This is a genomic window from Thermus oshimai DSM 12092 (assembly GCF_000373145.1).
In the GTDB taxonomy this organism is placed as follows: Bacteria; Deinococcota; Deinococci; order Deinococcales; family Thermaceae; genus Thermus; species Thermus oshimai.
This window is the reverse complement of record NZ_KB890603.1, coordinates 87,276-109,009: the sequence shown is the minus strand read 5'-3', so window position 1 is coordinate 109,009 and position 21,734 is coordinate 87,276. Positions and strand designations below refer to the sequence as shown.

Genomic DNA, 21,734 nt, shown 5'->3' with positions numbered 1-21,734 from the left:
CCTTAGCGCCGCACCACCTGGGCGTCCTTGGGGTAGCGCTTCAGGTCCTGGGCCCTTAAGGGGGTCTTCTTGAAGTTCACCACCCTGAGGTCGGCCAGGGTCTTCCCCCCCTCGTCCCGGAAGAGGAAGCGGAGGGGCCTGGGGTCCGACTTCAGCACGTAGAGGACCACCTCCTTAAAGCCCAGGCGTTCCTTGGCCCTGCCCCGAAGCCGCCAGGCCACCCCCTCGGGGAGGGCCTCCTCCCCCTCCAGGGTGAAGGCCACCTTTTCCGAAAGGGCCTTCAGGTCGCCGAAGGCCTGGGGGCTGAAGCCCAGGTTCTGGACCTGGGCCTTCTCCTTGGGGGCGATGATGAGCTGGTTGGTGAGGTAGAGGTAGTTCCAGACCTCCTTCTCCGTGACCACGGTGAAGTTGCCCTCGAGGCTGCCGGGCTTCAGGAACTCGATGCGATAGACCCCTTCCTGGGGCACCGCGTAGACCCGGGCCCTGAGGGTTTCCTCCCCGGAAGGGCCCTGGATCTGGCCTTGGACCTCCGCCTGCCAGGGGGTGGAGAGGTTTTTCGTCACCGCCTCCAGGATGGCCTCGGGGTTTTGCGCCCAGGCCAGGGCCGAAAGGACGAGGAGCCACCAGGTTCTTCTCATTCCGTCCACCTCCAGACGTAGCGGACCCAGAGGTACGGGGCCCCCTTGTACCCCGCCTCCACCCCCAGGTCCCCTACCCACGCGGAAAGGCTACCCCGCCAAGGGTAGGCCAGGGTGAGGGCCAGGCTAAGGTCCGTGAGGAAAAGCCGGGCCTCCACCTGGTTCACCCCCCCGAGGCGAAAGGCCAGGTCCAGCACGTCCAGGCCCTCCCCCACCTCCCCCTTCCAGCCCAGGAGGAGGTAGGGCCCCGTGGTGGAAAGCCCCGCCCCCAGGGTGTAGGTGGCCTCCCGGCGGAGGGCGTAGCTCCCCTCCAGGCGGGAAACCTCCCCTTTCTCCAGGAGGGCGCTATAGACCCCAGGCCCCTCCCGGTAGCGGAAAGCCGCCCTTCCGAAAACCCCTTCCTCGGGAAAAAGAGGCGGGTGGGCTAGAGGCCGGTAGCCGAGCCGTAAGGCGAGGGCCACAGGCCCCGCGCCCCCTTCCGCGTGGAGGAGGCCCCCCAGGCCCAGGCCCCCTTCCAGCCGGCCCCCATAGCCCACGTACCCCAGGGGTCCTAAGGCCAGGCCCCCTTCCAGGCCCACCCCCAGCCAGGGCCACTGGGCGAGGAGGCTTAGGTGGACCTCCCCCAGGCGTTCCTCCAGGGCCAGGGTGGGGGTGCCCCCCCCGGGGGCCAGGTACCCTCCGGCCTCGAGGCTCCCCGCCAGGGCCACGCCCCAAAGGACCAGTCCCCAAACCAGCCTCCGCATGGCCACCCCCTACACCGCCACCTGGCGGCGGAAGCGATGGGCCGCCAGGAAGAGCACCAGCCCCGAGAAGAGGAGGAGGGCGAGGAGGTGGGGCCACAGGACCCCAAGCCCCTGGCCCTTGAGGAGCACCCCCCTCAAGGTCTCTATGAGGTAGCGGGCGGGCACCAGGTAGGAGAGGAGGCGGAAGAAGGCCGGCATCCCCTCAATGGGAAAGACGAAGCCCGAGAGGAAGATGGTGGGGAAGGCGTAGGCGAAGGTGCCGAACACCGCCTGCACCTGGGTGCGGGCCAGGGTGGAGATGAGGACCCCCACCGCCAAGGAGCCCAGGACGAAGAGGAACATGCCCATGAGGAGCACCCCCAGGCTACCCTGCACCGGCACCCCGAAGACCCAGTGCCCCAGGAGGAGGACCAAAAGGGCCACGGAGAAGGCGATGCCCAGGTAGGGCAGGACCTTGCCCAGCACCACCTCGTGGGGGCGCAGGGGGGAGGCCAGGAGGGCCTCCATCATGCGGCTTTCCTCCTCCCGCACGATGGAAAGGGCGGTGAGGAGGACGGTGAACTGGGTGAGGATGAGGCCGATGATCCCGGGGATCATGAACCAGGCCGTCTTGTTCTCGGGGTTGTAGAGGGTGTGGAGGACGGGGCTTAAAGGGGGGAGCACCGCCTCCCCCGAAAGGGCCCGGCCCATGAGGACGCGGGCGTTCACCTCCTGGACGGCCCGGCGCAGGAGGGCCTGGGCCTGGAAGGCGAAGTTGGGGTCGCTGCCGTCCAGGTAGATCTCCAGCTGGACCGTTTCCCCGGCCCGCACCCTCTCCAGGGCCCCGGGGGGGATGACCACCCCCACCCGGGCCTGGCCCCGGTCCAGGCTTTCCCGGACCTCCTCCGGGGTGGCCGCCCGAAGGGCCACGCGGAACCGGTCCTCCCGGGTGAGCTCCCCTAGAAGGGTCTCGCTGATGCGGTCCTGGGAGCCGTCGTAGACGCTTAAGGGGATCCCCGTGAGGGTGAAGTTGATGGCGTAGCCGAAGAGGAGGAGCATCAGGGTGGGGAGGAGGACGATGAGCCGCGGCAGGACCTTGTCCCGCCGGATCTCCAGGAGCTCTTTTTCCGCCAGGGCCAGGATCCGGTTCATGCCGCCTCCTGGGTGAGGAGGAGGAAGACCTCCTCCAGGCTGGGGAAGGCCCGCTCGCCCCGCGGGACGGGGGTTCCCTTCCGGACCGTGATCCGCACGCCCTCGCCGCTGGGCCAGGCGTCCAGCACCCCCTTCCAGGCCCGGACCTCCTCCAGGGGGGCCTGGACGAAGTAGAAGTCGGCCCGCTCCTGGGCCAGGGCCTTGAGGGTCTTGGGGGTGCCCTCCGCCAGGACCCGGCCCCGGTGGAGGAGGGCCAGGCGGTGGCAGCGCTCCGCCTCGTCCATGTAGTGGGTGGTGACCAGGACCGTGGCCCCCCGCTGGGCCTCGAGGTGGATGAGGTCCCAGATGGCCCGCCGGGAAAGGGGGTCCAGCCCCGTGGTGGGCTCGTCCAGGAGGAGGACCTCGGGCCGGTGGACCACCGCCTGGGCCAGGGCCAGGCGCTGCCGCCACCCCCCGGAGAGGTGGCCGGCCAGGGCCTGGGCGTAGGGAAGAAGCCCGAACCGCTCCAGGGCCTCCTCCGCCAGGGCCCTGGCCTCCTTTCCCCGGTACAGGCGGGCCCGGAAGAGGAGGTTTTCCCAGACGGTGAGGGTGCGGTAGAGGCTTTGCTCCTGGGTGGCGTAGCCGATCCGGGCCTTGACCTTGTCGGGGTCTTTCCCCACGTCCAGGCCCGCCACCAGGACCCGCCCCCCATCGGGCTTAAGCACCCCGGTGAGGATGCGCACCAGGGTGGTCTTGCCCGCCCCGTTGGGCCCCAGGAGGCCGAAGACCTCCCCCGGCCTCACGGAAAGGCTCACCCCCTCCAGGGCCCTCACGGGGCCGAAGCTCCGGCTAACCTCTTCGGCGTGGACCATGTCTGCCCTCCAGATAGCCCCGAACGTAGGCCTTGGGGTCCAGGGGGAAGCGCACCCCCAGGACCTCCCCCAGGAGGAAGCGGGCGAAGAGGGGCCCCACGAAGGCCAGGGCCAGCTCCTCCGGGGGCTCGTCCTTTCGCAGTTCCCCCGCCTCCTGCTTGGCCCGGAAGAACCCCACCACCCGCCCCAGGGCCTCCGCCATCCCCTCCGGCACCCCCTCCCCCCGGAGCTCGGGGTGGCGCAGGAGCTCGGAAAGGAGCTTGGGCAGGAAGGCCCGGTTGGCCTCGAGGAGGCCCAGATACCCCTCCAGAAGCCCCAGGAGCCCCTCCTCCAGGGGGGCGTTGGGGTCAGGGGGGGAGAGGGGCGGGGCCAGGCCCCTCAGGGCCTCCCGGAGGAGGGCCCCTTTGGAGCGGAAGCGGCGGAACAGGGTGACCTCGCTCACCCCCGCCCGCTCCGCGATGGCCCGGGTGGTGGCCCCCCGGTAGCCCCGCTCCGCCAGGAGCTCCAAGGCGGCCTGGAGAAGGCGGCGCCGGGTGGGGTCCCCCTCGGTAAGCAAGTGCATACTTACAGGGCCAGTCTACCCCCGTTCCCCGGCGGGGGTCAAGGGTATGCTGGGGGCCATGCGCGCCCTTCTGGCCCGCCTCCTCCTCAACACCCTGGCCCTTTGGCTGGTGGCCGGCCTCTACTCCGGGGTCTACTTCGCCCAGGGGGCCGGCCTTCTGGACTACCTGGTGGCGGGGGCCCTTTGGGGCTTGGCCAACGCCCTCCTCCGCCCCCTCCTCCTCTTCCTCACCCTGCCCCTCAACCTCCTCACCCTCGGGCTTTTCACCCTGGTGGTGAACGCCTTCGTCCTCTACCTGGTGGCCCAGGCCACGGCCCTGGAGGTCCAGGGCTTCGCCGGGGCCTTCTTCGGGGCCCTCCTCCTCTCCCTCCTAAGCCTCCTCCTGAGCTGGCTCTTTCGGGACTAGGGGGCTTAGCGGTTTTCGCTCACGTAGCGGGCAAGCTCCTGGATGAGCACCCCCTGCTCGGTGATGATGGCCTTCACCGCGTCCCCGATGGAGACCACCCCCACCACCCTTCCCCCCTCCAGCACGGGCAGGTGGCGGACCCGGTGCTCCGTCATGAGGCGCATGGCCTCTTCCAGGTCCGTCTCCGGGGTCACGGTGATGGGGTTTTCCGTCATCACCTCCCGCACCAGGGTGTCCTTGGAAAAGCGCCCCAGGAGGACCAGCTTCCGGGCGTAGTCCCGCTCGGAGAAGATCCCGAGGAGCCTGTCCCCCTCCATGACCAAAAGGGCCCCGACGTCGTGGCGGGCGAGCTCCTTAAGGGCCTCCAGCACCGTGGCCTCGGGGTGGATGCGGTACACCGCGCCCCCTTTACGCAAGAGCAGCTGGCGAACGGTCATGCCCTCCCCCTTTCCTTTAGGGGAAGATTATACCTCGAGGCCCCTCTCCTTATCGCACGGTGAGGACCGGCCCCACCGCGTGGCGCACCACCTCCTCCGCGGTGCTTCCCAAAAGGAACCGCCGCACGGGAGCGCCCAGGGTGAGGAGGTCGGAGGGCCCGGCCAGGCCCAGGAGGTGCTCCGCGGGGTCCCCCGAAAGGGCCAGCCCCTCCGCGGCCACCCCGTGGTCCTTGAGGTAGGTTTCCGCCTCCAAGGCCCAGGCCCCCGCCTGGGTGGGGTCCTCGTGCACGCTCACCACCCGCACGAAAAGCCCCAAGGCGCGGGCCAGGGGGGCCAGGGTGTGCAGGGCCCGCACCGCGCTTTCCGAGGCGTTGTACCCCAGGACCGCCCCCTCGAGCTCCACGTACTCCAGGGGGGCCACCAGGGTGGGGATGGGGGAGGCGCGAAGGACCCGGTCCACCGTGCTCCCCAAGCCCATAAACCCCGCCCCGTGGGCCTCCCCGCTCCGGCCGAGGACCAGGAGGTCCGCCGAGCGGGCCTGCCGCAGGATGGCCTCGTGGGGCAGGCCCTTTTCCAGAAGGCCCTCCGCCTCCACCCCGGCCGCCTTGGCGCTTTTCACCACCCGCTCCAAGACCGCCTCCCCCTTGAGGCTAAGGAGCCTTTCCACCTCCTCCCGCCGCACGGGCAGGGGGATGGTGAGGGCCCCCAGGTCCAGGGGCTCCAGGGCCTGGACCAGGCGGAGGTCCACCACGTAAAGGACCAGGAGCTTGGCGGAAAGCTTGTAGCCAAGCCACTCCGCCAGCACCTCGGCCCCCTTGGCCTGGGGCGAGCCGTCGGTGGCCAGGAGGATCCTCATGCGCCCATTCTACCGGGCTCCCGCACCCCCCGGGCCAGGGCCCAGGCGGGGAGGATGAGGCCGCCTAAGGCCAAAAGGACCGGAAGCACCCCGAAGGCCTCGATGAGCCCCCCGATGGGGGCGTAGAAGAGACCGGCGAACCCCCAGGTGAACCCCATGAGGAGGCCGGAGACCGTGGCCGTCTGGGTGGGCTCGAGGTCCTGGGCCAGGGCCACGGCCACGGGGATGCCGGCGTTCATCAGGGCCCCCGTGGCGGCAAGGAGGAGGAGGTAAAGGGGGTTTTCCGGGGGGAAGAAGAGGAGGGCCAGGTAAAGGGGCAGGCCCAGGCTCAGGGTGCCCACCAGGACCGCCTTCCGTCCCAGGCGGTCGGAGAGGGTCCCCCCGAGGAAGGTCCCCAGGGTGGCGGAGAAGCTGTAGACGGAAAGGCTCAAGGCGGTGTAGGCATCCGAGAGCCCCTTTTGCGCGTACCAGTAGGGCAGGGTGGTGGAGAAGCTCATGAAGACCAGGCTCCTCAGGGTGGCCATCCCCCAGAGCCGGGCCACGTCCCCCCGGAAGACCCGGAGGAAGTCCCCCATCCCTGCGGGCCTCCCCTTCCGGCGCACGGGGGGTAGCCGGAGGAGAAGGAGGGCGGGGAGGAGGACCAAAGGGGTGAGCCAGAGGAGCCCCTCAAGCCCCCAGGCCCCCACGGTGAAGAGGGCCACCACCGGCCCCAGGGAAAGCCCCAGGTACCCCGCGGAGCCGAAGAAGGAAAGCCAGAACCCCTTCCGCTCCCGGGGGGCGTACTCCCCCACCAGGCTGGCCCCCGAGGCGTGGAAGAGGGCCGAGCCCAGGCCCGAAAGCCCCAGGACCAAAAGAAGGGCCTCAAACCGGGGCCAGACCCCCAAGGAGCCCATCCCTAGCGCCACCAGCACCGGCCCCAAGGCGGCGAGGAGCCGGCGGTCCATGCGGTCGGCCAAGAGGCCGGCGAAGGGCTGGAGAAGGCTTCCCGTGAGGGAGTAGACCGAGACCAACAACCCCGCCGTCCCCAGCCCCACCCCGAAGCGGTCCATGAGCTTGGGGAGGAGGGGGGTGAGGAAGTTGGAGAAGAGGTCGTTGGTCGTGTGGAGCCAGGCGAGGAGAAGGGGCAGCACCCCCTCATCCTAAGGGGTTTTCTCACCCAGGGTGTGCTAGAATCCCTTTGTGCTTGGGCTTTTCCGGGGTACCAAAAGAAAAATGGCGCGCCCGAGAGGACTCGAACCTCTGACCTTCGGCTCCGGAGGCCGACGCTCTATCCAGCTGAGCTACGGGCGCACTCAGCAGGAGCTACTTTAGCACGCGGGAGAGGAGGCGGTCAAGTGTTCGGACTGAGCAAACGGGTCATCACCATCCTCTTTGGGCTTTTGGCCTTGGCCTTTGCCGTGGGGGCCATCCTGCTTTTCACCCCTCAGGCGGGGCAGCAGGCCCGGGGTAAGGCGGTCCTTTGGGTCAACAACAAGCCCGTGTACGAGCTGGATCTCCTCAGGCTCCAGGGGAACGACCCCCTGTACGCGGCCAACCCCGAGGGGCTTCTCAAAACCCTGGTGGACACCCACTTCCTGGAGCAGGTCATCCTCACCGAGGCCCTGAAGCAGGACGCGGCCCGGGTGCGGGTTTCCAGCGCGGAGGTGCGGTCGGAGCTTAACCGCATCCGCGAGCAGTTCGGCCTGAAGGAGAAGGAGGCCTACGAGAGCTTCCTGAACCAGGTGGGCTACACCGACGCTCAGCTAAGGGCCGAGATCAAGACCCAGCTCCAGATCCAAAAGCGCCTGGACCAGATCCGCACCTCGGTGAAGCCCACCCCCGAGGAGGTGGCCTTCTACTTTGAGGTGCACCGGGACGACTACAAGACCGAGCCCCGGGTCCTGGCCCGGCAGATCGTGGTGGACGACAAGGCCCTGGCGGAGGAGCTCCACCGGAAGGCCAAGGCCGGGGAGGACTTCGCCGCCCTGGCCAAGGCCCACTCCAAGGTGGGGGCGGAAGCAGCGGGGGCCCTCGGGGCCGAGCCCGGGAAGAGCGAGCCCAAGCCCGTGGCCCAGGTGGTCTTCCCCGAGGCGGTGGGCCAGGCGGTCTTCGCCCTCAAGGGCCCCGGCCTGGTGGGGCCCATCGAGGCCGGGGGGCGGTACTACCTGGTGAAGGTGGAGGCCTACCTCCCCCCCAAGGCGCCGGGCTTTGAGGAGGTCAAGGCCCGGGTGGAGGAGGACGCCAAGCGGGTCAAGGGGGAGGGGGCCCTCGAGGCCTACCTGGAGGAGCTCCGCAAGAAGGCCCAGGTGCGCTTCGCCGAGGACGCCCCCTACAGCTACAAAAACCCCGCCGTGGCCCAGGTGAACGGGAAGGAGATCCTCCTTGCCCAGGTCCTCCAGCCCGTCTTTTCCAACCAGCAGACCGCGGCCCTCATCCAGCAGGGCCTGGGGGAGCTTGCGGTGCAGTTCTTCCTCCCCCAGACCCTGGAGAACCTCATTGACCGGGAGCTTTTGGTGGAGGCCGCCAAGGGGAGCGGCAAGCCCTTCTTGGGTTCCAAGGACGCCATGGCCCAGGCCTACGCCCTCTGGGCCACACGGGAGGTCACCGCCACGGAGGAGGAGGCCAAGAGGTTCTACGCGGAAAACCCCGCCCTCTTCACCGTGCCCGCCAGCGCCAAGGTGGTGGGGGTGAGCTTCAAGGAGGAGGCCAAGGCCAAGGCCTTCCGGGCCGCGGCCCTCAAGGGAGGGGACCTCGAGGCCCTGGCCAAGGCCCAGGAAGGCACGGTCACGGACTACGGCACGGTGAACCCCAACAGCCTGCCCGCCGTCTTGGACCGGCTGGTCTTCAAGACCACGGCCACCTTCCCCAAAGGGCCCTTGGGGGAGGTGAGCGAGGTGGTGAAGCTGGAGGACGGCACCTTCGTGGTCCTCCTCATCTCCGAGCGCAAGGCGGAGGTCCTTAAGCCCTACCCCGAGGTGGCGGAGGAGGCCAAGGAGCGGGTCATCGCCAAAAAGCGTTCGGAGCAGGCCCAGGCCCTCATCCAGGAGCTCCGCAAGAAGGCCCAGATTGAAAACCGCCTGAACCAGGTCCTGGCGGAGCTCGCCCCCAAGACGGAGGAGGCCCCCAAAGAGGCCCCCGCCAAGCCCTAAGGGCCTTCCTTGCCCCGCCCCAGGACCCTGGGGCGGGGCGAAGCTTTTAGCATGGGGGCATGGACCTCCTCAAGCTCCTCACCCTCTACTACGAAGAGGCCCCGGACCCCAAGAACCCCTTAGAGCGGGTGGCCTTCGGCACCAGCGGCCACCGGGGCACCTCCCTAAGGCGCACCTTCAACGAGGCCCACGTCCTGGCCTTGGCCCAGGCCGTGGCCGACCTAAGGGCCTCCTTTGGGGCCACGGGGCCCCTCTTTCTGGCCAAGGACACCCACGCCCTCTCCGAGCCCGCCTGGGCCACGGCCCTTCGGGTGTTCGTGGCCAACGGCCTCGAGGTCCGGGTGGAGGCCGACGGGGCCTACACCCCCACGCCCCTCGTCTCCCTGGCCATCCTGGAGCACAACGCCCGCCACCCCGCCAAGGCCGACGGGGTCCTCCTCACCCCCAGCCACAACCCCCCGGAGGACGGGGGCTTCAAGTACAACCCCCCCACGGGGGGCCCCGCGGACGCCCGGGTGACCCGGGCCCTGGAGGAGCGGGCCAACGCCCTGCTGGCCGAGGGGCTCAAAGGGGTGCGGCGCGTCCCCCTGGCCGAGGCCCTGGCCCAGGCGGTGCCCTTTGACTACGCGGGGCTCTACCTGGAGAGGGTGAAGGAGGCGGTGGACCTCGAGGCCATCCGGGCCGCGGGGCTCCGCATCGGGGTGGACCCCCTGGGCGGGGCGAGCCTTAGGGTCTGGGAACGCCTGGCGGAGGCCTACGGGCTTGGCCTGGAGGTGGTGAACCCCACCCTGGACCCCACCTTCCGCTTCATGCCTCAGGACCACGACGGCAAGATCCGCATGGACTGCTCCAGCCCCCACGCCATGGCCGGGCTCCTCGCCCTGAAGGAGCGCTACGACCTGGCCATCGGCAACGACCCCGACGCGGACCGGCACGGCATCGTCACCCCCAAGGGCCTCATGAACCCCAACCACTACCTGGCGGTGGCCGTGGAGCACCTCTTCACCACCCGCCCCTGGCCGGGGGCCAAGGTGGGGAAGACCGCGGTGACCAGCGCCCTCCTGGACCGGGTGGCCCGGGCCCTAGGCCGGGAGGTCTACGAGACCCCGGTGGGGTTCAAGTACTTCGTGGAGGGCCTGCTTGGGGGCTGGCTGGGCTTTGGCGGGGAGGAGAGCGCGGGGGCAAGCTTCCTCCGCCAAGACGGCCGCCCCTTCACCACCGATAAGGACGGGATCCTCCTGGGCCTTCTGGCGGCGGAGATCACCGCCAAGCGGGGGAAGGACCCCGGGGTCCTTTACGAGGAGCTGGCGGAGCGCCTGGGCCGCCCCTTCTACGCCCGCAAGGACCTCCCCATCCCCCCCGAGGCCAAGGCCCGCCTGAAGGCCCTGGACCCCAAGGCCCTCCCCCTTGCGGCGGGGGAAATCCTCACCCACGCCCCCGGAAACGGCGAGCCCCTGGGGGGGCTTAAGGTGGTGACGGAAGGGGGCTGGTTCGCCCTTAGGCCCAGCGGCACCGAGGACCTGGTCAAGGTCTACGCGGAAAGCTTCCAGGGCCCCGAGCACCTCGAGGCCCTTCTGGAAGCGGCGCTGGAGCTTTTGAACGCCCTCCTCTGAAGCGCCTACCCCTTCACCGCCCCCGCGGTGAGCCCGGCCACGATGCGCTGCTGGAAGACGAGGACCAGGACCACCAGGGGCACGGTGACCACCACGCTGGCGGCCATGATGGACCCCCAGGGGATCTCAAAGGGCGTGGCCCCGCCGAAGCTGGCGATGGCGGGGGGCACCGTCTTCACCGAGTCCCCCACGGTGAAGGTGAGGGCGAAGAGGTACTCGTTCCAGGCGGCGATGAAGGCCAAAAGCCCCGTGGTCACCAGCCCGGGCCCGGTGAGGGGGAGCATCACCTTGAGGAGGGTCTGTAGGGGCGTGGCCCCGTCCACGTAGGCCGCCTCCTCCAGCTCCCGGGGCAGGCCCTTGAAGTAGCCCACCAGGACCCAGACCGTGAAGGGCAGGGTGAAGAGGAGGTAGCTCAGGATGAGGCCCAGGTGGGTGTTGAAGAGGCCGAGGCCCCTAAGGAGCAGGAAAAGCCCGCCCAAAACGGCGATCTGGGGGAACATGGTCATGGCCAGGACGAGGTAAAGGACGGCGTTCTTGGGGGGAAAGGGGAGGCGCCCCAAGGCGTAGGCGGAAAGCACCCCCAGGACCAGGGAGAGCAGGGTGGCCCCCCCGGCCACGACGAGGGAGTTCAGGAGGTTCCGCCCGAAGTTGGCCTGGAGGAAGACGTTCTTGTAGTGGTCCAGGGTGAAGGGCAGGGGGAGGAAGCTGGGGTCTGGGGAGAAGAGGGCATCGGAGGGCTTGAAGCTGGAGATCACCGCCCAGTAGAAGGGGAAGACGCTGTAGACCACCACGAAGGCCACCAGCAGGTAGAAGAGGAGCCGGTTAACCACCTTAAGGGCCCCCTTCATTTCAAGGCCTCCCTTCCCAGGGTGCGCATGTAGAGCACCACGAAGACGAAGATGATTACCAGGATGGCCACGCTGAGGGCCGAGCCGTAACCCAGGTCCTGGAAGTCGATAAGGGTCTGGCGGTTGTAGACCGCCAGGGTGCGGGTGGTGGGGTTTACCCCGCTCATGACGAAGATCACGTCAAAGACCCTGAGGGCGTCCAGGGTGCGGAAGATGAGGGCCACCACCAGGGCGGGGGTGAGGAGGGGCAGGGTGATGCTCCAGAACTGCTGCCACCGGCTGGCCCCGTCAATGCTGGCCGCCTCGTAGAGCTCCTCGGGGATGAGCTGGAGCCCGGCGAGGAGGAGAAGGGCCATGAAGGGGGTGGTCTTCCACACGTCCACGGCGATGATGGCGGGCAGGATGAGCTCGGGGCGGGCCAGGAAGGCCACCTTTTGGCTTAGGATTCCGAGCTTTACCCCCAGGACGTTGATCACGCCGTAGACGTCGTGGAGCATCCACTGCCACATCTTGGCGGAGACCACCGTGGGGATGGCCCAGGGGATGAGGATGGCGGTGCGCACCAGCCCCCGGCCCCGGAAGCTGGAGTGGACGATGAGGGCGATGGCAAGCCCCAGCACCGTTTCCAGGCTCACGGAAATGAGGGTGAACTTCAGGGTGTTCCAAAGGGCCTGGCGGAAGTCCGGGTCCTTAAGGAGGAAGAGGTAGTTCTCCAGGCCCACGAACTCCGGGGGTTCCACGAAGGCGATGTCGGCCTTGAAAAGGGACCAGTAGAAGACCTGGGCCAGGGGGTAGCCCGCCACCAGGACCACCGCGAGAAGGGTGGGGAGGACCAGGAGCCAGGCCAGGCGGACCTGCCTTAGGGTGAGCATGGTCTAAGGATACGCCCGGGGGGAGGCCCCCCCGGGCCTACAGGGGCTTAGCGCAGGATGCGCTGGAGGCGGGCCTCGAGGTCGCGCACCGCGGCCTCGCCCCTCTTGCGGCCGGTGAGGGCGCTATGGACCTCGGTCCAGATGGCCTCGGACACCTGGTTGTACTTGGCCCCGGCCACGTCCGAGGGGCGGGAGACGGCGTTCTGGAAGACGGGAAGGAGGTCACGGAACCAGGGGTTCTTGGCCAGGACGTCCCGGTCCGTGTAGAGGGCGGGCCGGGTGGGCAGACGGGAGAGGCGCACGGCGTTGTCCTTCTGCACCTCGTAGGAGGCCAGGTACTTCACCAACTCCGCGGCCAGCCTGGGGTTGCGGCTGTAGGCGGAGACCATCAGCTGCCAGCCGCCCAGGGTGGCCGCGTTGGGGGCGTCCGCCGCCCCTTTGGGCAGCACGGTCACCCCGAATTTGCCCCGCACCGCGCTCCCCTCGCTCTGGCCCAGGGCGTAGGCGTAGGGCCAGTTGCGCATGAAGAGGCTGTTCCCCTGCTGCCAGACGTTGCGGGCCTCCTCCTCCGCGTAGCTCGTGACCCCCTGGGGGGCGATGGTGCCCACGAACCGGCGCACGGTGTTCAGGGCCAGGGCGGCCTTGGGGTTATTGACGCTGATGCGCCCGTCCGCTTCCACGATGCGCCCGCCCCCGAAGGAGTAGATCCACTCCAGGGCGTCGCAGGTGAGGCCCTCGTAGGGCTTGCCCTGGAAGACGAAGCCCCAGAAGTCCTTGTTGGACTTCCGCTCCCCTTCCATGACCTTCTGGGCCATCTGCTCCAGCTCGGCCCAGGTCCTGGGGGGGTTCTTGTAGCCGTACTTCTCCAGGAGGTCCTTGCGGTAGTAGAGGATGCCCGCGTCGGTGAAGAAGGGGATGGAGGTGAGCTTGCCCCGGATGGTGTTGTTCTGGACGATGCGGGGGAAGAACTCCTTGAGCTCGGCCTCGCTGAAGTACTCCTTCAGGTCCAGGGCGTGGGGGGCCACGATGCCCGGCCAGATGACGTCGATCATGTAGACGTCCACGTCCGGGCTTTTGGCCGCCCAGTACTGCTGGTAGAGGGCCAGGCGGTCGTTGGTGTCCGCGGGGGAGTCGATGTACTCCACCCGGGTGCCCGTCTTCTTGCCCCAGGCCTCCACCATCTCCTTCATCCAGCGGCCGCCCTCCCCCACCGCGGTGGAGTCCCCGGCCACGCGGACGATGGGGCTTTGGGCCCGGACGCGCACGGAGCTGAAGAGGACCCCCGCGGCCAGACCCACGCCCGCCTTCTGCAAGAACTCGCGACGCTTCATCCTGTACCTCCCTTAGAAACGCTTCCAGGGGTACTTTACCCCTTCTTTTCCGGTCCCGTCAAGCCCTACTCCAGGGCGAGCCCGATGGGGTCTTCCAGGAGGGAGGCCAGGTGGCGGCAGAAGCGGGCGGCCTCGGCCCCGTCAATGAGGCGGTGGTCGTAGGTGAGGCTGAAGGGCATAAGGAGGCGGGGCACGAAGGCCTCCCCGTTCCAGACGGGCTTCGTTTGGGCCCGGGAGACCCCCAGGATGGCCACCTCCGGCCAGTTCACGATGGGGGTGAAGCCCACGCCCCCGATCCCCCCCAGGTTGGAGAGGCTGAAGGTGCCCCCCTGCATCTCCTCGGGGGTGAGCTTGCGAGCCCGGGCCCGTTCGGAGATCTCCTGGAGCTCCCGGGCCAGGGCGAAGACCCCCTTCTGGTCCACGTTCCGGATCACGGGGACCAGGAGGCCGTGGGGGGTGTCCACGGCCACCCCGATGTGGAGGTAGTCCTTGTAGACGATCTCCTGGGCCTTCTCGTCAATGGAGGCGTTGAACTTGGGGAAGGCCTTGAGGGTGAGGGCCAGGGCCTTGAGGAGGAAGGCGGTGGGGGTGAGGCGGAAGCCCCGCTCCTCCGCCTTGGGGGCGTAGCGCTTGCGCAGGGCCTCGAGGTCGGTGATGTCCGCCTCGTCAAAGTGGGTGACCATGGGCACCTGGGCCCAGGCCTGGGCCATGGACCTAAGGGTGGCCTTCCGCACCCCGCTCATGGCCTCGCGGCGCACGGGGCCGAAGCGGGCGAAGTCGGGGAGGGGGGGACGAGTGGGGGCGGGGATGGCCCGTTCGGGCGCGGCCAGGCCCGCCGCGCGCCTGACGTCCTCCTCCGTGATCCGGCCCGCAAGCCCCGTGCCCCTTAAGGCGTAGATGTCCACCCCCAGCTCCCGGGCGAGCCGCCTGATGGAGGGGGAGGCCGGGACCAGGCGCCGCCCCTCGGTGGGGGGGGCTGGGGAAGGGGCTTCGGGGGGGGCAGGGGGTTGGGCCTTTTCTGCCCTTTGGGGAGCCTCGGCCTTAGGGGCCTCTTCCTGGGCGGGGGCTTCCGGGGCAGGCGCCTCCCCTTCGGCCTGCAGGACCAGGAAGGGCTGCCCCGGCTTCACCTCTTCTCCTGGCTTCACCAGGACCTTCTCCACCACCCCGCCCGCCTCCGCGGGCACCTCCATCACCGCCTTGTCGGTTTCCAGTTCCAGGACGGGCTGGCCGGGGGCCACCCGGTCCCCTTCCTTCACCAACACGCCCACCACGGTGGCCGTGGCCACGTTGTCGCCGAGTTCGGGTAGCCTGAGCTCCATACCTCCTCCTTACCGCCGGTGGGGCGGCGCCTCCTTTAGGCTAAGCCCAAGCCGGGTGCGGGCCTCTTCCAGCACCTCCCCTTTAAGCTTCCCCTCCTCCGCCAAAAGGGCCAAGGCAGCGTAGGCGATGTGCCGGGCGTCCACCTCAAAGAAGTCCCTTAAGGCCTCCCGGGTGTCCGAGCGGCCGAAGCCGTCCGTGCCCAGGGCGCAGAAGGGCCGGTCCAGGTAGCCCCGGATGAGGTTGGGGAGGGCCTTGAGGTAGTCCGTGGCGGCCACCACCGGGCCTTCGTGCCCCTTCAGGGCCTCGGCCACATAGGGCGTGCGGGCCCTGCCGAGAAGCCGCCGCTCCCGCTCCGCCTCAATGGCGTCCAGGTAGAGGGCCTTGTAGCTGGTGGCGCTCCAGACGTCCGCCACCACCCCGAAGTCCCGGAGAAGGTCCTGGGCCTTGATGGCCTGGGGCAGGATGGGCCCCGAGCCGAGAAGCTGGACCCTGGGGCCTTCCCCCTCCCCTTTCCGGAAGAGGTAAAGCCCCTTGAGGATCCCCCGCTTCACCTCCTCCCGGGGTTCGGGCATGGGGGGGTGGGGGTAGTTCTCGTTCTCAATGGTGATGTAGTAGAAGACGTCCTCCCCCTCCCCGTACATGCGCCTTAGGCCGTCCTCCAGGATCACCGCAAACTCGTAGGCGAAGGCCGGGTCGTAGACCTGGAGGTTGGGGGCCGCCAGGGCGTAGACCTGGCTCTGCCCGTCCTGGTGCTGGAGGCCCTCCCCTTCCAGGGTGGTCCTTCCGGCGGTGGCCCCCAGGATGAAGCCCCGGGTCCTTTGGTCTGCGGCGGCCCAGACCAGGTCCCCCACCCGTTGCAGGCCGAACATGGAGTAGGTGATGAAGAAGGGGACGGTGGGGACGCCCCAGTGGGCGTAGGCCGTGCCCGCGGCGATGAAGTCCGCCATGGCCCCCGCCTCCGTGATCCCCTCCTCCAGGATCTGCCCCTCCTTGCTCTCCTTGTAGGCGGTGAGGGTGCCCGCGTCCACGGGGATGTAGAGCTGCCCCTTGGGGGAGTAGATCCCCACCTGGGCGATCAAGGCCTCCATCCCGAAGGTGCGGGCCTCGTCGGGCACGATGGGGACGATGTACTTGCCGATCTTGTGCTTTAGGAGCTTGGCCAGGATGCGCACGAAGGCCATGGTGGTGGAGATGGCCCGCTCCCCCGTGCCCTCGTAGAACTCCTGGAAGAAGGCCTCGTCGGGGACCTCGAGGCCCCCCCCAAAGCGCACCCGCCTTTCCGGCACAAAGCCCCCTAGCGCCTTCCGCCTCTCCAGGAGGTAGCGCACCTCGGGGGCCTCCGGCCCTGGGTGGTAGTAGGGGAGCTCCTTAAGCTTCTCCTCGGGGACGGGGATCCCGAGAAAGCGCCGGGCCTCCTTTAGGTCCTCCTCCGTGAGCTTCTTCACCTGGTGGGCCACGTTCTTGGCCATGGCCGTGGGGCCCATGCCGTAGCCCTTGATGGTGCGGGCCAGGATGACCACCGGGCTCCCCTTGTGTTCCACCGCGGCCTTGTAGGCGGCGTAGATCTTCTTGAGGTCGTGCCCGCCCCGGGAGCGGGTGAGCTCGGTGAGCTCCTCGTCCGAAAGGCCCTCAATGAGCTTCTTGAGCTCCGGGGTGTTGAAGAAGCGCTCCCTAAGCTCCTTCCCCCCAAAGGCGGCGTAGCGCTGGGACTCCCCGTCCACCAGGGCCTCAAAGCGGCGGAGGAGGTGGCCCTCCTTGTCCTTGGCGATGAGCTCGTCCCACAAGGAGCCCCAGACCACCTTGATCACGTGCCAGCCCGCGCCCCGGTAGAGCCTTTCCAGCTCCTGGATGACCTTAGAGTTGCCCCGCACGGGGCCGTCCAGGCGCTGGAGGTTGCAGTTCACCACGAAGATGAGGTTGTCCAGCTCCTCCCGGGCCGCCAGGTGCAGCGCCCCCACGGTCTCGGGCTCGTCGTGCTCCCCGTCCCCCAGGAAGGCCCAGACCTTGGCGGAGCTCTTGGGCTTCAGGCCCCGGTCCTCGAGGTAGCGCATGAAGCGGGCCTGGTAGATGGCCTGGATGGGCCCAAGGCCCATGCTCACCGTGGGGAACTCCCAGAAGTCGGGCATGAGCCAGGGGTGGGGGTAGCTGGAAAGCCCCCGGCCCCCCTCCGCCGGGGGGTGGACCTCCCGGCGGAAGTTCTCCAGGTCCTCTTCCTTAAGCCGCCCTTCCAGGAAGGCCCGGGCGTAGATCCCGGGGGAGGAGTGCCCCTGGAAGAAGACCAGGTCCCTCTCAAGCCCCGCCTCGGGCCCCCGGAAGAAGTGGTTGAAGCCCACCTCGTATAGCTCCGCGATGGAGGCGTAGGTGGAGATGTGCCCCCCGATGCCGTCCGCCTTCTGGTTGGCCCGGGCCACCATCATGGCCGCGTTCCAGCGGAGGATGTTGACGATGCGCCCTTCCAGCTCCAGGTCCCCCGGGTAAGGGGGCTCCTTCTCCTTGGGGATGGTGTTCAGGTAGGGGGTGGAGAGGCGGTTTTGCGGGGTGTGGCCCTGGAGGTAGAGGTATTCGTCCAGGAGGCGGAAAAGCTCCTCCACCCGCTCGGGGCCCTCCACCCTCAGGACGTACTCCAAGGCCTCCAGCCACTCCCGGTTTTCCTCTGCGAAAAGCGCCTTCCGTTCCTCCGGCGAAAGCCGGGCGAAGGCGGCTTTGAGCTCCCGTTCCGTCATGGCGCCCTCCTTGGTGACCACTTACACTACACCAGTTTGGCCAAGGGGGCGGGGCGCTGTCCAATAGCAAGGGCTTCCCCAATGTGATAATCTTTTCTTATCATGAACCTGCGCCGCCTGCGCTGCTTTCTGGTCCTCGCGGAGGAGCGGAACTTCCACCGGGCGGCGGAGCGCCTTTTCCTCTCCCAGCCCGGCCTCACCCAGCAGATCCGGGCCCTGGAGAGGGAGCTTGGGGTGCGCCTTTTGGAGAGGCGCCCCTTCCGCCTGACCCCGGCGGGGGAGGTGCTCTACCGGGAGGGCCGGGCCCTTCTGGAACGGGCGGAGGCCCTAAAGGAGCGGGTCCGGCGGGCCGGACGGGCGGAGCTCCGCTTTGGGGTCCCGGAGAACCTCCTCCCCGACCTCATGCCCCTTCTGGACCACCTGAGGCGGGGCCTGGGCCGAGCGGTGGAGATCCTGGAGATGCACACCCCCGAGCAGGTGAAGGCCCTGAAGGAGGGCCGCCTGGACTACGGCCTGGCGGGGCTTAGGGTGGAGGATCCCGCCATCGCCAAGGAGCCCCTCCTGAAGGTGCCCATCGTGGTGGCCTTGCCCGAGGACCACCCCTGGGCGAGGGCGGAGCGGGTGCCCCTGAGGGCGCTGAAGGACGAGCCTTTCCTCCTCATGCCCAAGGAGGCCCTGCCGCCCCTCTACGAGGCCTTCATGGAGGTCTTCCGCCGGGCGGGCTTCCAGCCCAAGGTGGTGCGGGAGGTGGCCCGCTTTCCCCAGGCGGTGGGCCTGGTGGCCGCGGGGGTGGGGGTCTACCTTACCCTGGCCCCCTACCGGGTCTTCCCCCACCCCGGGGTGGTGCTGAGGCCCCTTTTGGAGGAGGCGGCGTTGGAGGTGGCCCTCATCTACCCCAAGGCCCCCCCGCCCCCCTCTTTGGAGGAGGTCCGGGCCCTCCTCAAGGCCCTGGTCCTTTAGGGTAAAATCCCCCCGTGCCCGATCTCCTTTCGGCCCTCCGCACCCACCCCGGCCTTAGGCGCCCCAAGAACGAGGACGCGGTGGGTGGGGTGGGGACCCCTTGGGGCGGGGTCTTCGTGGTGGCGGACGGGATGGGGGGGCACCGCACGGGGGAGGTGGCCTCGAGGCTGGCCGTGGAGGCCATCCTGGAGGTCCTAAGCCAAAAGGAGCCTTCCCCCAAGGCCCTCCTGGAGGCCTTTGAGGAGGCGAACCGGAGGATCTACCAGGAGGCCCAGCGCCCGGAGAACCGGGGGATGGGCACCACCGCCACCTGCCTCCTCCTGGACCTCCCCTACGCCCTCATCGCCCACGTGGGGGACTCCCGGGCCTACCTCTTCCGCAAGGGGGTTCTGAAGCAGCTCACCGAGGACCACTCCTGGGTGGCGGAGCGGGTCCGCCAGGGCCTCCTCACGGTGGAGGAGGCCCGCACCCACCGCTGGCGCAACGTGATCACCAACGCCCTGGGCTCCTTCCCGGAGGCCCGGGTGGACCTCTTGGGCCTCAAGGTGGAGCCCGGGGACATCTTTCTCCTCTGCACGGACGGGCTTTATGGGGTCCTGGAGGACCGCACCCTGCAGGAGGTGCTGAGGAACTACCCACCCGAGGAGGCGGCCGAGCGCCTGGTGGCCTTGGCCAACGAGTGGGGGGGGCCGGACAACATCAGCGTGGCCGTGGTCCGCGTGCCCGAAACCCTTCCCGAAAGGACCCGCCCCTACGCCCTGCCCCTCGAGGCCGCGGGGGGTGAACCCGTGCACCTGAAGCTGGGGGAGGTGCCGGAGGAGCTCCCCACCCAGGTTCTGGAGCCCAAGCCCCGCCCCCGGGTGGGCTGGCGGGACGTCCTCCTCATCCTCCTTTGGGTGGTGGTGGTGGCCTACATCCTCCTGGGCTACTTCCGCGGGCCCTAGACGAAACCCAAGCCCCCAAGTAGACTCCGAAGGGTATGGAGCGGACCTTCGTCATGGTGAAGCCGGACGGTGTGCGCCGGGGCCTGGTGGGGGAGATCCTGGCCCGTTTTGAGCGCAAGGGCTTCCGCCTGGTGGGCCTGAAGCTCATCACCCTAGACCGGGAGCTTGCCGAGAGGCACTACGCGGAGCACCGGGAAAAGCCCTTCTTCCCTGGGCTCGTGGCCTTCATCACCTCGGGGCCGGTGGTGGCCATGGTCCTGGAGGGGCCGAACGTGGTGGCCGAGGTGCGCAAGATGATGGGGGCCACCCACCCCAAGGACGCCCTCCCCGGCACCATCCGCGGGGACTTCGCCACCACCATTGACGAGAACGTGATCCACGGCTCGGCCACCCTCGAGGACGCCCAAAGGGAGATCGCCCTCTACTTCCGTCCGGAAGAGCTGGTGTAGGGGCGGCGGGAAAGCCCCGCCCGGGGGTTTTATTCTTCTGGGGCCTGGGGGAGGGTCTGGGCCCGGAGGCGGTCCCAGGGGAAGTCGTCCAGGGGGTAGAAGCGGTCCGCCTGCTGGGCCAGGCGGTGGGAGGAGAGGGCGTGGAAGGTGGTGTTCTCCACCTGCTTGCCCATGTCCTGCACCACCCGCACCACCTCGGCGAAATCCCCGTCCCCCGAGACCAGGACGGCCACATCGTAGGCGTCCGCGTAGGCCAGGCGCAGGATGTCGATGGCGATCTGGATGTCCACGCCCTTTTCCACGAACCCGTCCGCCCGCCTCTCCAGCCTTCCTAAGCGCACGGCCACGTAGGGCACCCGCTTGAGGTAGTTGAGGAAGCTCTGGTGGGCCTTGGCCGCGGGGTCCTCCGGGGGGAGGGGGGCGTTGTAGTAGTAGGCCCTGAGGAGCCTGCGCCCGGCGGTGAGGAGGGTGATGAACTCCACAAAGTTCAGCCGATAGTCCGAGCCCAGGTGCTGGACCAACCCCTTGTACAGGTTGGACCCGTCTATGAATATCGCCACCCTTTCCATAAAAGCCCGCCCCTTTCCGGGCTCCTCCAGTGTACTCCCCCCGGATGAGAGCTTTTATAACCCACCGCTCAATGAGCGGTGGGGGCGCGGATACGGCTATCGGCTTAGGCCCCCTTTGAGGGCGGAGGCATCCTACCATGATCCTTCCATGAGCGCAAGATAAGAAGCAAAAGAACCCATCAGGAGCGGCCCTTTTCCGTTTCCGCGTACACGTCCCGGAAGACCCCGGGGATGGGGGCGTGGGGCTTGTGCACCCGCACCCGCACCCTCAGGAGGCGGGGGAAGGCCTTGAGGAGCTCCTCCGCCAGGTGGTCCGCCAGGGCCTCGATGAGGTAGAACCGCTTCCCCCGCACGATCCTTTCCACCAGGGCGTAGACCGCGGCGTAATCCACGGTTTCCTCCAGAAGGTCCCCCCGGCCCTCAAAGGGCACCTCCAGCCAAAGGTCCACCACGAACCGGGCCCCAAGCCGCCCTTCCTCGGGGTGGACCCCGTGGCGGCCGTAGAACTCTAGTCCGAGGAGGGCGATCTCTCCCATAAGGCGCTCCAGACCTTCAGGGCTTCCCGGTGGGCCTTCACGTCGTGGACCCGGAGGATATGGGCCCCTTTTAGGAGGGCGAAGAGGTGGGCGGCCACGCTGCCCACCACCCTTTCCCGTGGGTTTTCCACCCCCGTCAGTTCCCCGATCGTTCGCTTCCGGGAAAGCCCCACCAGGACGGGGTGGCCCAGCTCCACGATCTCCTCTAGCCGCTTTAGGAGGGCCAGGTTGTGGGCAAGGAGCTTCCCGAACCCAAAGCCCGGGTCCAGGACCACCTGGGGCACCCCCATCCTCAGGGCCCGTTCCGCCTGGGCCTTCAGGAAAGCCTTCACCTCCGCCACCACGTCGGCGTAGCGGGCGTGGGCCATCATGGTCTTGGGGTCGGGGACGGGCATGTGCATGACCACCGCGGCCACCCCATAGCGCGCGGCCAGGGCCGCCATGCGCTCGTCCCTGAGGCCGGTCACGTCGTTGAGGAGGTGGGCCCCAAGCCTAAGGGCCTCCTCCGCCACCTCGGGCTTGCGGGTGTCCACGGAGACGGGGGCCCCCAGGGGGAGGACGGCATCGAGGACCGGCAATAGCCTCCGTTTCTCCTCCTCCACCGGCACGGGCTCGGCCCCGGGGCGGGTGGACTCGGCCCCGAGGTCCAGGAGGTCCGCCCCTTCCTCCAGAAGGGCCTTGGCCCGGGCCAGGGCCTTTTCCGGCTCCAGGTAAAGCCCCCCGTCGGAGAAGGAGTCGGGGGTGAGGTTCAGGATCCCCATGAGGAGGGGGCGGTCCAAGGGGAGGGCCCGGTCGCGGAGCCAGAGCACGCCTTGGA

Annotated in this window: 22 protein-coding genes and 1 tRNA gene; 6 read left to right on the top strand and 17 right to left on the bottom strand. The window is 68.7% G+C overall.

Annotated elements, in window-relative coordinates; translation table 11 throughout:
• Nucleotides 1–2: 2 nt before the first annotated feature.
• From B043_RS0102905 to B043_RS0102885, 5 genes are read right to left on the bottom strand one after another with little or no spacing between them, the layout of a single operon-like run.
• Nucleotides 3–638 carry an outer membrane lipoprotein carrier protein LolA gene (locus B043_RS0102905; RefSeq protein ID WP_018460886.1) on the bottom strand — a complete coding sequence of 212 codons (636 nt, stop codon included), beginning with the start codon at nt 636–638 and terminating at the stop codon, nt 3–5.
• Entirely contained in the window at nt 635–1,381 is a 747-nt protein-coding gene (locus tag B043_RS0102900; protein ID WP_018460885.1) for a hypothetical protein, read from the bottom strand. Before B043_RS0102900 ends, B043_RS0102905 begins: the two co-directional genes overlap by 4 nt.
• A gap of 9 nt (nt 1,382–1,390) precedes the next feature.
• A complete protein-coding gene (locus B043_RS0102895; protein ID WP_018460884.1) occupies nt 1,391–2,512 on the bottom strand; it encodes an ABC transporter permease in 1,122 nt (373 codons plus the stop codon).
• The gene (gene ccmA / locus B043_RS0102890; protein WP_018460883.1) at nt 2,509–3,363 is read right to left on the bottom strand and encodes a heme ABC exporter ATP-binding protein CcmA; all 855 of its coding nucleotides are present in this window, start codon (nt 3,361–3,363) and stop codon (nt 2,509–2,511) included. Before ccmA ends, B043_RS0102895 begins: the two co-directional genes overlap by 4 nt.
• Nucleotides 3,341–3,925, bottom strand: coding sequence for a TetR/AcrR family transcriptional regulator (locus tag B043_RS0102885; protein WP_016330335.1), 585 nt, complete (start codon nt 3,923–3,925; stop codon nt 3,341–3,343). Before B043_RS0102885 ends, ccmA begins: the two co-directional genes overlap by 23 nt.
• A 58-nt stretch (nt 3,926–3,983) precedes the next feature.
• Here B043_RS0102885 and B043_RS0102880 point away from each other — a divergent pair, with 58 nt between their 5' ends.
• Nucleotides 3,984–4,331, top strand: a complete 348-nt coding sequence (locus B043_RS0102880) for a phage holin family protein (RefSeq protein WP_026234100.1) — start codon at nt 3,984–3,986, stop codon at nt 4,329–4,331.
• 5 nt (nt 4,332–4,336) lie between these two features.
• Here the strand turns inward: B043_RS0102880 and B043_RS0102875 are convergent, their stop codons facing one another.
• The 4 genes from B043_RS0102875 to B043_RS0102860 form a co-directional block, all read right to left on the bottom strand.
• On the bottom strand, nt 4,337–4,768 hold the full coding sequence (locus tag B043_RS0102875) for a CBS domain-containing protein (RefSeq protein WP_026234099.1): 432 nt from the start codon (nt 4,766–4,768) through the stop codon (nt 4,337–4,339).
• Nucleotides 4,769–4,817: 49 nt separating this feature from the next.
• Nucleotides 4,818–5,624: a universal stress protein gene (locus tag B043_RS0102870; protein ID WP_016330332.1), complete on the bottom strand. Its 807-nt coding sequence runs from the start codon at nt 5,622–5,624 to the stop codon at nt 4,818–4,820.
• Complete coding sequence (locus B043_RS0102865; RefSeq protein ID WP_016330331.1) at nt 5,621–6,754, bottom strand: MFS transporter; 1,134 nt, start codon at nt 6,752–6,754, stop codon at nt 5,621–5,623. Before B043_RS0102865 ends, B043_RS0102870 begins: the two co-directional genes overlap by 4 nt.
• Before the next feature lie 83 nt (nt 6,755–6,837).
• A tRNA-Arg gene (locus B043_RS0102860) sits at nt 6,838–6,914 on the bottom strand.
• Nucleotides 6,915–6,958: 44 nt separating this feature from the next.
• On the opposite strand from B043_RS0102860, the gene B043_RS0102855 reads away from it, so the two are divergent.
• Nucleotides 6,959–8,752, top strand: a complete 1,794-nt coding sequence (locus B043_RS0102855; protein WP_018460880.1) for a peptidyl-prolyl cis-trans isomerase — start codon at nt 6,959–6,961, stop codon at nt 8,750–8,752.
• 59 nt (nt 8,753–8,811) lie between these two features.
• On the top strand, nt 8,812–10,365 hold the full coding sequence (locus tag B043_RS12200; RefSeq protein ID WP_018460879.1) for a phosphohexomutase domain-containing protein: 1,554 nt from the start codon (nt 8,812–8,814) through the stop codon (nt 10,363–10,365).
• A gap of 5 nt (nt 10,366–10,370) precedes the next feature.
• Here the strand turns inward: B043_RS12200 and B043_RS0102845 are convergent, their stop codons facing one another.
• From B043_RS0102845 to aceE, 5 genes are all read right to left on the bottom strand, one after another.
• Entirely contained in the window at nt 10,371–11,213 is an 843-nt protein-coding gene (locus tag B043_RS0102845; RefSeq protein WP_018460878.1) for a carbohydrate ABC transporter permease, read from the bottom strand.
• Entirely contained in the window at nt 11,210–12,085 is an 876-nt protein-coding gene (locus tag B043_RS0102840; protein WP_016330327.1) for a carbohydrate ABC transporter permease, read from the bottom strand. The genes B043_RS0102845 and B043_RS0102840 overlap by 4 nt, the downstream gene beginning before the upstream one ends.
• 47 nt (nt 12,086–12,132) lie before the next feature.
• Nucleotides 12,133–13,416 carry an ABC transporter substrate-binding protein gene (locus B043_RS0102835; protein WP_026234098.1) on the bottom strand — a complete coding sequence of 428 codons (1,284 nt, stop codon included), beginning with the start codon at nt 13,414–13,416 and terminating at the stop codon, nt 12,133–12,135.
• Nucleotides 13,417–13,481: 65 nt separating this feature from the next.
• Nucleotides 13,482–14,735, bottom strand: a complete 1,254-nt coding sequence (locus B043_RS0102830) for a 2-oxo acid dehydrogenase subunit E2 (protein WP_018460876.1) — start codon at nt 14,733–14,735, stop codon at nt 13,482–13,484.
• Nucleotides 14,736–14,744: 9 nt separating this feature from the next.
• A complete protein-coding gene (gene aceE / locus B043_RS0102825; protein ID WP_018460875.1) occupies nt 14,745–17,459 on the bottom strand; it encodes a pyruvate dehydrogenase (acetyl-transferring), homodimeric type in 2,715 nt (904 codons plus the stop codon).
• A 102-nt stretch (nt 17,460–17,561) separates the two neighbouring features.
• Between aceE and B043_RS0102820 the strand changes: the two genes are divergently transcribed.
• The 3 genes from B043_RS0102820 to ndk are packed head-to-tail and all read left to right on the top strand — an operon-like array spanning nt 17,562 to nt 19,812.
• Nucleotides 17,562–18,419: a LysR family transcriptional regulator gene (locus tag B043_RS0102820; RefSeq protein ID WP_016330323.1), complete on the top strand. Its 858-nt coding sequence runs from the start codon at nt 17,562–17,564 to the stop codon at nt 18,417–18,419.
• Nucleotides 18,420–18,433: 14 nt separating this feature from the next.
• Nucleotides 18,434–19,363, top strand: a complete 930-nt coding sequence (locus tag B043_RS0102815) for a Stp1/IreP family PP2C-type Ser/Thr phosphatase (RefSeq protein WP_018460874.1) — start codon at nt 18,434–18,436, stop codon at nt 19,361–19,363.
• A 35-nt stretch (nt 19,364–19,398) separates the two neighbouring features.
• Entirely contained in the window at nt 19,399–19,812 is a 414-nt protein-coding gene (gene ndk / locus B043_RS0102810) for a nucleoside-diphosphate kinase (RefSeq protein ID WP_018460873.1), read from the top strand.
• A gap of 29 nt (nt 19,813–19,841) precedes the next feature.
• Here the strand turns inward: ndk and B043_RS0102805 are convergent, their stop codons facing one another.
• The 3 genes from B043_RS0102805 to folP form a co-directional block, all read right to left on the bottom strand.
• The gene (locus B043_RS0102805; protein ID WP_018460872.1) at nt 19,842–20,381 is read right to left on the bottom strand and encodes a LabA-like NYN domain-containing protein; all 540 of its coding nucleotides are present in this window, start codon (nt 20,379–20,381) and stop codon (nt 19,842–19,844) included.
• 179 nt (nt 20,382–20,560) lie between these two features.
• A complete protein-coding gene (folB, locus tag B043_RS0102800) occupies nt 20,561–20,917 on the bottom strand; it encodes a dihydroneopterin aldolase (protein ID WP_018460871.1) in 357 nt (118 codons plus the stop codon).
• Nucleotides 20,890–21,726 carry a dihydropteroate synthase gene (gene folP / locus B043_RS0102795; RefSeq protein WP_018460870.1) on the bottom strand — a complete coding sequence of 279 codons (837 nt, stop codon included), beginning with the start codon at nt 21,724–21,726 and terminating at the stop codon, nt 20,890–20,892. The genes folB and folP overlap by 28 nt, the downstream gene beginning before the upstream one ends.
• Nucleotides 21,727–21,734 lie beyond the last annotated feature (8 nt).